The sequence below is a fragment of the Limnospira sp. PMC 289.06 genome, from assembly GCF_032350395.1.
GTDB classification, from domain to species: Bacteria; Cyanobacteriota; Cyanobacteriia; order Cyanobacteriales; family Microcoleaceae; genus Limnospira; species Limnospira platensis.
Genome location: NZ_JARPLC010000020.1, coordinates 43895 through 53175, shown reverse-complemented (window position 1 = coordinate 53175; position 9281 = coordinate 43895). Strand labels below are relative to the sequence as shown.

Sequence of the window (9281 nt, the reverse complement as noted above, 5' to 3'; positions counted from 1 at the left end):
TGAGAATTGACCGTTGAACCCGCCCCTACCTAGTTAATGGCAATAGTAGCCATTTTGATCCGGTCTTTGCTGTTGCTGACCAATGCGAGTCGCACCTATCAGCGTCGAAATGATGATACATCGCTTTTGACCCGGAACTTCAGGATGATGGAGAGCAATGCGTCCCTTCGCCGCCAGAGAAGTTTGGGCGCAGAAATTAGACGGGTTATAGACCGGACAGCCTTGGTGGTTGAATAAAACTCGGTACACCGTCCCCGCGTTTCGGACTTGGTTGGTGTCAGGGTCTACTTTTCGCAGCGTCGTCTCATATTTACCCCTGCTGTTTTTTTCCCGGTTGTGAATTTCTATCCCCGGTTCTAGGTTAGTCCATGAACCTTCTGGGAGTTGACCAGGGGGAGTCTTCGCGGGATGGACTGCTACCTGTACCTGTCCCCCATATTCCCTAATGCTCGCCTGCCATGATGTACTAGACAGTATAGCCTCACTTTTGGTTGAGTGGATAGCCCAGTTGAGTCGCCGGATAGAAGTTTGCAGTTTCTGGTTATTCACGAAACCTAACCACGTCGGAACCGCTATCCCACCTATTATCGATATAATCACCATCACCACCAATACTTCTAGTAAAGAAAACCCAGATTCTGTATGGGGTTTTGGCGATTTTGCACCCTGAAAGTCACTGCTCACGGGTTTTTCAGGCACTAAATTAACAGCCTGTTTCTGAACCAGAAGCAAGTGCTTAATTAATTTATTTTCCATTATTTAACCTGGGTCAAAAGGATACATTTTGTGTATTTAATACACAAATAACCTCACTCGCAACAGGCCTATTTACGGGTGATATCTTTTGTGGTGTATTCTAAACTATCTTGGCGGGAATCGGGGGTAAAGTTTTGTTAAAATATTCAGCCGATAATTAACTTTTTGTGTTACAATAGGTTAGTTACAATTACTCATCAAAGCAAGCCTCTCCTTCCCGTTTCTGGGTAGAGACTAGGATAGTTCTGACAAGCACGCAATGTATCACGGTCTCATCAGCCGAAGATACAACTACCCGAAAAGGTTTATCTTCTGTTATATTATTGTCTCGATCTTGCTCTGGTACTATAACTCCTTGATGGTCAAATTCTAGGTGTTCTCGGCTATTGCTTGTTGGTGGAATAACTTGCAGTGTGATTTGTCCCTCGTTAATCTCGCCATTGACATCGAGAGTTTGCCAACCTGCGTTATCGTCGTCCGGTCGTCCACCAGAGGTTAAATAAATTCGATATGCGGGTATACCTTGATGCTCACCAAATTCGAGGGATCTACCTAAACTGGTTAATTGGGCTTGGCTTTGAGCCTCTTGTATGGCGTTATAAACCCGGTCATTAACGGTGCGAACCTTTTGTCTGTTGGCAAACATCAGCCATGTCGGAGCTGCGATCGCACTGAGAATGCCAACCATTAATGCTACCACCAACATCTCAATTATCGTGAAGCCTGACTGGTTGTTTTTGCGCCTATAATCGACCGCTTTTCGGTTAATTAAAATACTCATTTTATGGGTTCCTTTTATTATAAATTGAGGGACTTTATGGGTTAATTTAAAGTGCCGAAGCCTTTAACCAAAAAGCTGGTCTCAGGAAAAAGCGATCGCCGATTCCGGTCGAATGTTGTAGCATTCGGATCAATGCGAAATGCCGCATTCATTCTCAGGTTAACTAAAGCTGCTGTCCTACCGGAGTCCACACATACAAAAAAGCCACTACCCTTATCTCCAGATAGTAAATCAGCTTCAGGTGGATCATCTGTTGCAGTTAAGCCAAGAGCTGTTTTACAGTGATCCTCGGCTAGACCTGCGACGGCGTTTGGATATATGTAATCAATCAGAACTTCTCGTGATGCTCTTTTAATTTCATGGTCGGGATCTCGTTTCCATCTATTCATTATTTGCTGAAGCGTACCTTCTCCAAATGTAGGTAATTGAAAACCTTGATCTTTTATATCGGCCACGCATTCACCACCGTCCTTAGGACAATCTTTGATTTGTAAGCGAGAAATACGCCCCTGACCAGACCAAGTATCAGAAGCATCTGTTTGTAAATAGTAAGCAACTAAAGAGTAAACTTGGGCATCATTGCAACGGTTATCCTGGCAGGGGGGAACAACATTGGGGATAAACTCCTGTTTCCAGAACACCAATACCACATCATCAGAATCAGGAAGTTGGTTCCTCACCCCATTAGCGTCTGTATCTGCAGGGTCCCCATCAAGCCCTTTACCGTCGTAGATATAGATAGCTTGGGAGAGGTCGCGGCGAATGAAATCTGCAGCCGCCTGTAACTCCTGTTCGGATCTGGCTTTGATTTCTTCCCGGGTATCGGTTCGTAAAACATCCACCACAAAAAACAGAATGGGCGTGATGATCATACTAGCCACAACAGCCGAAATCAATAACTCAACCATTGTGAAGCCTAAGTCATTCCCCTGGGTGGTTTTTGACTTACCTTTCAATACACCAATTAACCAAAACCGAACTAGGGACAGCATAACTACCTCTCTACCTGGATAAAGTGACTTTTGCACTCCATGGGAACCATCACCAAACCTATTAATCCCCTTCATCGTGAGATGCATCCTTCCCCTTCCAAACGATCACGCCAATTCTGAAAGACAAAATTAGCACCACGAGGGTTATCTGGATCGTTAAACGGTGCAATCTCCGTTCGCACCTCCACTAGGGGGTCTCTGGGGCTGCCTAAACCGACTCTGGAACTCGCCACATGACCAGACCCCCTCGGTGGTTCCGATTGAGCAAATGCGTCAGCACGATACACCCTGACAATCAACTGATAACCTTCCTCTAGGTTGTTGCTACACTCATTTATGCCAATTCCCTGAACCATCATATCCGTGGGGCTATCGGTTTCACATCCCCCAGTTCCGTCATTATCCACACAGAACAAGTCGTCTCGACTGGTTGGTCCAGCGTTGGGTTCACTGGGATTTAACAGCACCAAGTTCTGATGTTCATTGGTTGGGTCAGCACGGACAGCACTGATATAACTGTTAGCGGCTCTGCTGGCTAGTTCTATGCGTCTAGCCTGTACCCGGGTGGCGAAGGCAAAACCCAACACCGGAGAAATCCCCACCATCAGGATACTGACCACCACCATAGCCATGATGGACTCGAGCAGGGTGTAGCCAGATTCACTGGACTGGGAGAACTTTGGGGATAGTTTGGGGTTGAACATGGTTTGGCTTAGAATGCAACATGATTAAATAGGATGGTCAGTTATGGGTTACTAGGTTCGACTATGAACGACGGAAGAACTTATCAGGGTCTAAAGGACATTCGTCAGGGCGCAACTCATCAGGGAGAAAGTGGTTGCCGTCATTCACTTTTGTGCCACACAGCAGCGTATGAATCCAGTGGTCATCCCGACTCACTTCTCGGAAGTATTTATCTGTGGGCTCGCTGCTGGGAGTCACTAGGCGAGTCGCGAACAGGTCACGAAGTAGGCGAGGCCTCTTTTGGGCATGCAGCCCTCGGAAATCTACCAGACCCACATCATAACCATAGTTCCGGTTAGGGGCTCGGTAGAAGGTAGTTTGACCATCGTCATTACTGTTCATGTAGGGACGATCGCGGGTTTTTCGGGGTTGTCCGAACTTGGTTAAGTCGGAATCATCCTGATCCAAAACTGACATCATTGGTGCAGTGGCGTATTCGCTATGTTTAAACTGGACAAAAGAGCCACTGATATTGACCGTTCTGCCATGCCACATTTCCAGGAAACGAGGGAAGTTATGCAAACCGCCATTGAGTTCAGTCTGATTACCATTGGTTTTCCTGATTGGAGAATCACCACTGGCAATAATCAGGTTAAAAGTAGTATTTGAGCCAGGCCTTTGTAGCCATCCTTCGTTGTTGGCGGAATCTACTGTATTCAGTTGCACCACAGGTTCCCACATGGGCTGTGCATAAAGTACATCATCATCATCATCAGGTGGCTCAGGTTCCCAATGAACCTTCGGCACATCACCGTCCATTTGAAAGTGCAGTGCATTGGCTCTTTTTGTGGTCACCTTGGGAAAAGGTTCCCAAGTTCCACTTGTACACTCTGTGTCATATTCATCTTCTTCGTTCAAGGATATTTCGCTGCTGTCATTATCCACACAAATTTCAGCATCCTGTAAGGGTGAATAGTTGTATTTGCCATTAACAACACCCAAGGGGATAGTATGATCATTTCTATCTAGCACAAGTTTGTGTGTCTTATCACGAAGAAAAGCAATACGACGGGGATAGATGCGTTCCCACGATGGCAGTATTCTTTGTACAGTTGTTCCTACAGTGGGGTTGTCGTCGCTATTACTGTATGTAAAGGTATCACCAATTCTGTCTGAGGCAAATTTAGCAGGATCGTCGTCGTGTTTACTGACTACCCAATCATCTGGTTCACACATGGAAACTAGAGGTTTGCGACAAATCTCCATCACATATTCAATGCCCTGAGTTCCTCTGCGAGTTTGAACAGGAGTGACAAAGTTGGTTAGATAGGAACTTCTTTCTTGGAAAGCACCATCCATCCAGATTCCTACCCTGTTGTTTGTAGTGTTCCAAAAGTTGGCACTGGTGACAAAGTTGTTGTCATAGAAGCCATTAAGCCTACGCACTGCCGCCAGGGTCAGGTCATTTGGTCCTAGGTTCTCATCCCCCTGATCACCATCTCCATTTAAATCAAAACTGAAGTCAGGCTCATCAAATTTGGGATCACTTCCAAGGCCGAAATCATAGCCATCCTCTAATCTGACTGGATCTAAGCCTCTGCGATTTATATAATCGAGGCTAAGAACCATGTTATTGCGGAGGTTGTAGTCGCCTTCGTTACGAAATCCCTCCCTAAAGTCACCAGACAGTAGAGTTACCGCATCAGACAGAACCGTGGCGGGCCGCCAGAGGTCTTTTGAGACGTCAGCAAAGCGTTCATCTCTAGTGTAGAAGTTACTCCGATTAGGTTCTAAAGTTTTGGTAAACTCCTCCAAGGCATTGCCGCCGGGGGTTTGGTGCAGGTTAAAGCTATTTCCCGTTGCTTTCACATACACAGGCAAATTACTAACCAGGATTAACCCTCTTTCTCGTGGGCTTCCTTGTGGGCGGTTTAACTGTCTACCATTAACCAACATGATGCCGTTGGGGCGGCGGGTTTCGTCTACAACAAAGTCCACCGGATTGGTTCTGGAGTCCCCAGTGCTATTATCTATCAGGGCATCATCACGGGTGGCGTAGACAATGCCACTGTAGGGCAATAAAAACTCATCCGTACCGATCGCTTTTTTGCGTAACTTGTCTAAGTCAATCACGGTGGTGCGAATTTCCAGAGGTTGGCGGTCTTCTATGGCGCGATCATAAGTGCCTTTACCATCAGCAAAGAAACCGTCATCATCCTCCAGGGCTTTCACCTGGCGACCATCCAGTAAAGTTCTTTCATAAATCGTACCATGGTCAATAGTACCTTGTGTGGGAGTCCCTGCCTCATCCGTCAGAATTTTAATCGCACACACAGCCGCATCAATAGCTGACTGATCCGCTAGAGTGCGGTTTCCAGGAGATTTCCGTATGGCTACACGCAGGGGTTCGTTCACCCAACGCCCATCAGGGAATTTTAGACTAGCTTGATATTCCAGTTTCTGTTCCAGAGTAGCCGCGTCCGGGCTATCCTCAGATACTACACCATAGGGATTACGAGGGTTTGTGCTGGGGGTTAATTGACCGATACTCTCAATTTGCGGGGCATACACTATGCCATTGTGAGATTTACCTTCGGCACTACTATCCCAAGGCAAGTCATCTTTATTTTTACCAGTGTTGTCGGTAGAGCTTCTGTAGAAAGTGGGGTCGTAGTAACTGCTGATACAGGCTATGGGATTTTGGCGATCGCCCGGCTCCTCCCAGGGAGTGGTTGTATAGTGATACACCACAGTAGCCCGCATTTTCAGGTGTCCCCTTTGATAACCTTGATCAGGGATATCAAAAGGGTCATCCCATCCCATCGGCATGGTATCTGGCCACACCACATTCCTACCACCCCTGGGCGGAGGCAAAAACGATCCCTCGTCCCAGTAAATCCCTGCCCCAGTAACTACCCGCAGTCCTCCCGCCAGTTCTTTATATTCCTCCCCCGGCTCGAACTCATGTGGTTCTTTGAATTTCTCCGCTGCTGCTCTTTCCCAAAAACCGTTGCGACCTGTATCCCCCAGATCTGGCATATCAAACATTTGAGTCCTGCGGAAGCGAACTGATTCACCAGAAGGAGCCTTATCCCACTCCTTACCCTCGATAAATTGTGCTTCCGCCGCTCCGTTAAACTTATCGTCACCGGTTCTGTTACCGTCATACCATTTAGCCGGTAAACCATTGCCCACCAAAATGCGATCGCCAATCTTCTTCTCTTCTGAATCTTGTCGGACTATATCTGGGTGAGTAGCAGGTAAATTTAATTTGTTGCCATTAGTGTTCAGAGCTAACTCGTTAAGAGGGACGGTGGTGGATTGAGTAGCATCCCCGTCTCTAATATTGTAGGGATAAATCCATCTATCTACCGGTCGCAGGTCATTGTCATTTCCCGAACCTTCAGTCCGCTTATCATAAGTTTGATTGCATCCTTGGGAGTGTTCCGGGTCGGGGGCGGTGTAATCCTCTTCTTCGATATTAGGAACCCGACGAGTTCTAGCCAGGAAGTAGTGTTCTAGGGCTTTCTCCCTATCTGTTCCCCCCTTCACGGCTTCCTTAACTTCATCAGGGTCAGTATCAGCGGATTTACAGTTCTGCTCGAACACTAAGCCACTGATTCTCTCCATATACTCCAATTGGTTAGTAGCCATCTGATTCGGAAAAGCATTCACCGGCTTATTAGTTCTTGTAAAAGGCTCAACCTTAGGTACACCACGTTTGAATAAGTGTACCTTGGCTGTACCTCCAGAATCCTGGTTTAATGACCCTTGTCCGAAGCCAACATTTCCCCCCACTAAAATCTTGCTATTTTCCATTTCATAAGAGCAAGAGTTGGGGCTGCTGACTTGATAATATTCAATTGTTGCCTCGTTTGTGTTAACATGCAACAGATTGCCATTAACCATAATCCGGCCATTCAAGTTGAGTTGTTGACCAGGGGTAATGTCTAAGTCTCCGTCGTAGACCACAGCATTAACAGTGATAGGAACGGCTCGTCTATCTTCCTGCATTTCCACAGCAGCAAAACCCCTACCACTGACGGGTATACTAGCAGAGTAGATAAAAAACGGTTTTTCCAGCAGACCCCCAGATGCGGAATACCAACCACCTGTACCAGCCAAAGTTGAACCTGCACTACTACCACCCGGACAGTCGGGATTTTGGCTGGAGGCTGAACCTAGCTTAGGCAGAGGCAATCCCCTGGCTTCTAGGGGGACTCTGGGAGTTTCATCGTCTGTGGGGCTCCTCAGAAAAATTCCATAAATATTGTATCTGTCTGGTTCGCCGTCACCATTCAAATCTTCTGTGAATCCCCAGGCAGTATCTATCCTTTCCCGAGGTGGTCTAGGGCCATCCTGATCATCTATATCCACCACATCATCTATAGTGCCATTGCCATTTACATCAAACTCTAGGGTCAGTCGTTCTTCACCGCGAAAAGTATAATTATCTCTCCCTGATTCTGGTGGCTTTAACTCTGAAATTAAACTATCTTCTGGAGGGGCTCCTGATGGCATTCTTTCAAACGCCCGATCTAATTTGGCTGTGGCGCGTTCTAACCCCGGTGTCGCCGCTAACAGAACTTCCTGGTTAACCCGCACATTTTGGGCAAACCTCGCCCGGTCTAAGGCTCGGAATGCGATCGCCACCGTTAACAGCACCACCACTAACATCACCATGGTTACTGTCGGCAACACAAACCCCGCCACTTTTTGGCGATCGCCCCTATTCATATTAACCCAGTTTCCCAGGAGCGATCGCTTCAAGCCCCGGATCGCCCGGTTTCCCAACTTCCGGATTTCTGCCAACCATAATCGAATAGGTGACTTAGGTTTTCTGTTATTATGCTCATTGTGCATAAGACGACTTCCTGACCTTAGAGTTTAACTGAATACACGCGCTGACAAATAATAAGCTGACATAAATATAAATACACTCATAGCTGCGGTATTATTACCCACAACTAGACCACTAAATACCCTCGCTACCCCGGTAATGGGGGAACTAGGGTAACTCTTTTTCTATTATGGCAAATCGATTGAGTTAATTGTGAATTGGCGATCGCCTTTTTTTGTGCGATCGATCACATTCAACAACTCGGTTCGAGGGTTATAGGCTTAGGGAGGATTACACCTCACCCTATATCCTAGCATTCCCAACTCCACCCCAAAAACGATCACCTTTCACTGAAATTCTCTACCCCCAGATTATGTTAAGTTTTGTAAAAAAAATTAAGTTTTGTTGCGAAAAAATTTTTTTTCTGGGGGGTCTCTTGCTTTGTGCGCCACCCCGTGCTATACTTTTACATAATGGGAATAGTGACAATTTCAGATTTTAGGCACAGATTTTCATTATGTAACTGTCCATATATTATCATAAATGTACAGAGCTTGTCAACCCCGGTATAAATGAGAGTTAAAACGTGGATAAACTCCTAATTGTATCCCAATTGATTGACCGAATGAATGAGTATTTAGGGCGGGTGGTTTCCTGGTTAGCCCTAGTGATGATCGCAGTAGGAACCTGGAATGTAATTGGTAGGTATGTCGGTAGAGCGATCGGTCAAAATTTAAGTTCTAATGCCCTGTTAGAAACCCAGTGGTATATTTTTGATATCATCTTTTTAGTAGGTGCTGCTTATACCCTAAAACACCATAGCCATGTGCGGGTTGATGTCATTCAAAGTCGGTTAAATGTTAAGCAAAAAGCCCTAGTTGAGTTATTGGGAACCGCCTTATTTTTAATTCCCTTTTCCATGATGATTATTTTCTACTCCTGGGGGGCTGTCTCCAACTCCTGGGTAATTCGGGAAGTCTCCCCAGACCCCGGCGGCTTACCGCGCTACCCAATTAAAGCCTTAATTATAGTGAGTTTTGTCTTATTAATTATTCAGGGTATCTCAGAAATCATCAAAAACTTGGCAATTTTCCGAGACAATTAACAATTAACAATTAGGTTCCGCCGTCAATTATCCATCCCCACCAGGATATTAATAAACCCGCCCCACCGCCGATAATTATTTAATTGTGGGGGCGGGTTCCGCCGTCAATTATCCATCCCCACC

General features: G+C 46.1%; 6 protein-coding genes. 1 reads left to right on the top strand and 5 read right to left on the bottom strand.

Translation table 11 applies throughout. The annotated features are described in order from the left end of the window. Positions 1-33: 33 nt before the first annotated feature. The 5 genes from P5674_RS06975 to hpsA form a co-directional block, all read right to left on the bottom strand. The gene (locus tag P5674_RS06975; protein ID WP_006618118.1) at positions 34-756 is read right to left on the bottom strand and encodes a pilus assembly FimT family protein; all 723 of its coding nucleotides are present in this window, start codon (positions 754-756) and stop codon (positions 34-36) included. Between the two features lie 190 nt (positions 757-946). Next, positions 947-1537: a prepilin-type N-terminal cleavage/methylation domain-containing protein gene (locus P5674_RS06970; RefSeq protein ID WP_315669888.1), complete on the bottom strand. Its 591-nt coding sequence runs from the start codon at positions 1535-1537 to the stop codon at positions 947-949. A gap of 41 nt (positions 1538-1578) precedes the next feature. Then, on the bottom strand, positions 1579-2529 hold the full coding sequence (hpsC, locus tag P5674_RS06965; protein WP_216646497.1) for a hormogonium polysaccharide secretion pseudopilin HpsC: 951 nt from the start codon (positions 2527-2529) through the stop codon (positions 1579-1581). 71 nt (positions 2530-2600) lie between these two features. Next, positions 2601-3233, bottom strand: coding sequence for a prepilin-type N-terminal cleavage/methylation domain-containing protein (locus tag P5674_RS06960; RefSeq protein WP_006618115.1), 633 nt, complete (start codon positions 3231-3233; stop codon positions 2601-2603). A gap of 61 nt (positions 3234-3294) precedes the next feature. Continuing rightward, entirely contained in the window at positions 3295-8076 is a 4782-nt protein-coding gene (gene hpsA / locus P5674_RS06955; protein ID WP_315669887.1) for a hormogonium polysaccharide biosynthesis protein HpsA, read from the bottom strand. A 563-nt stretch (positions 8077-8639) separates the two neighbouring features. Between hpsA and P5674_RS06950 the strand changes: the two genes are divergently transcribed. Further along, positions 8640-9158, top strand: coding sequence for a TRAP transporter small permease subunit (locus P5674_RS06950; protein WP_006618113.1), 519 nt, complete (start codon positions 8640-8642; stop codon positions 9156-9158). Positions 9159-9281 lie beyond the last annotated feature (123 nt).

Excerpts from the sequence above, each read along its gene's own strand:
- hpsA (WP_315669887.1), bottom strand. The coding sequence starts at position 8,076 with ATGCACAATGAGCATAATAACAGAAAACCTAAGTCACCTATTCGATTA.
- P5674_RS06970 (WP_315669888.1), bottom strand. The coding sequence starts at position 1,537 with ATGAGTATTTTAATTAACCGAAAAGCGGTCGATTATAGGCGCAAAAAC.
- P5674_RS06975 (WP_006618118.1), bottom strand. The coding sequence starts at position 756 with ATGGAAAATAAATTAATTAAGCACTTGCTTCTGGTTCAGAAACAGGCT.
- P5674_RS06960 (WP_006618115.1), bottom strand. The coding sequence starts at position 3,233 with ATGTTCAACCCCAAACTATCCCCAAAGTTCTCCCAGTCCAGTGAATCT.
- hpsC (WP_216646497.1), bottom strand. The coding sequence starts at position 2,529 with ATGCTGTCCCTAGTTCGGTTTTGGTTAATTGGTGTATTGAAAGGTAAG.